The 1,363-nt window shown below is 68.5% G+C and carries 2 protein-coding genes and 1 pseudogene; 2 read left to right on the top strand and 1 reads right to left on the bottom strand.

Going from position 1 to position 1,363, the window contains the following annotated elements; all coding sequences use genetic code 11:
• Positions 1-503, top strand: a pseudogene (locus tag G3436_RS26665) (ATP-binding protein); the annotation flags it as partial.
• Complete coding sequence (gene fhuF / locus G3436_RS26660; protein WP_163951342.1) at positions 484-1,005, top strand: siderophore-iron reductase FhuF; 522 nt, start codon at positions 484-486, stop codon at positions 1,003-1,005. The pseudogene G3436_RS26665 and the gene fhuF, both read left to right, overlap by 20 nt.
• 9 nt (positions 1,006-1,014) lie before the next feature.
• Here the strand turns inward: fhuF and G3436_RS26655 are convergent.
• The coding region (locus G3436_RS26655; RefSeq protein WP_163951339.1) for a 4'-phosphopantetheinyl transferase family protein at positions 1,015-1,363 on the bottom strand (349 nt) is incomplete at its 5' end.

Below are 1,363 nucleotides of genomic sequence, written 5' to 3'. Positions count from 1 at the left end.
GCGCTGAACTTCCAGCGTGTCGACCTGGACGCCTTGCTCGACCAGGTGATCGCCGAGCTGGCCCCGCTGCGTCGCCAGGTGCGCGTGCTGCGCGGGCCGTGCCAGGCGGGCGAGCAGGGCGCCTGGGTCGAGGCCGAGCCGCGCTACCTGCACCGCGCCTTGCAGAACCTGGTGAGCAACGCCATGCGCCATGCCGAATCGCAGGTCAGCCTGAGCTATCAGTGGGCACCCAGCGCTGTCGCATCGATGTCGAGGACGATGGCCCTGGCGTGCCGCAAAGTGCCTGGGGGCGTATCTTCACGCCGTTCACCCGGCTCGACGACAGCCGCACCCGGGCCTCGGGCGGGCATGGCCTGGGGTTGTCGATCGTGCGACGGATCATCTACTGGCATGGCGGGCGCGCCCTGATCGGCCAGAGCGAGCGCCTGGGCGGTGCGTGTTTCAGCCTCAGCTGGCCGCGCCAGCCAGCACAGGGGGCGGGCAATGACACTGACCCTGGCTGACCTGCTCACTGCGAAGCGTTTCGATGCGCTGTTGCTCGGGCTGTACGGCCCCGCACTGATGCCGGCGCAACGGCCGGTGCTGGTCTCGCAATGGTCCAAGTACTATTTCAGCGTGCTGTGGCGCATGGCGCTGGCCGGGCAGGCGCCGTTGCAGGTAGAGGCACTGGTGCTGGAGGTGGATGAGCGCGGGCTGCCTGTTGCGCTGTCTGCACCAGGGCCGGCGGGTGGGGTTGCCGAGCTGCTGGTGCAGCACCTGCCTGTGGTGATTGCACGGCTGGCAGCCTTGGGGCAAGTGCCGGCGGCGGTGTTGTGGGGCAATGCCGGTGACTGCCTGGACCAACTGGCCGGTGGGCAGCCGGCGCTGCGCCAGTGGTTCGACACGCCGGGCAACCCGCTGTATGCCGCGGTTGGCCATGACGCCGAGGGGCGCCGCGTCAGGCGTACCTGTTGCCTGAGCTACAAGGTGGCATGGGTCGGGCATTGCGAGCACTGCCCGCTCTGAGTGCAGGGCTCACACGCTGACCAGGCTCAGCAACTGGTCGCCGTGCAGGCTGAACTGGCCCTGGATCTCGCGGCCGTGGTGCCATTGTGCCGACAGGTCGGTGAGCAGGCGCAGGCGTGCGCTGCCGTCGGCGGACCATTCGAGCACCTCGGCGTGTTCGAAATAGAAGCGCTTGAGCACGATCGGGTACAGCGCCTTGAACAGGCTTTCCTTGAGCGAGAAGGTCAGGGTGGTGGTCAGGCTGAGCTGGCTGCGGTCCATGCGTTCGCGTTCGGCGGCGGTGAGGATCTCGCCGACCAGGCGTTCGGCCCGCTCGTCGCCCAGCAGGTTTTCCTGGTCCAGGCCCAGGCCTTGGCAG

It is taken from the genome of Pseudomonas brassicae (genome assembly GCF_010671725.1).
Lineage (GTDB): Bacteria > Pseudomonadota > Gammaproteobacteria > Pseudomonadales > Pseudomonadaceae > Aquipseudomonas > Aquipseudomonas brassicae.
This window is presented reverse-complemented; position numbering and strand designations above follow the sequence as displayed.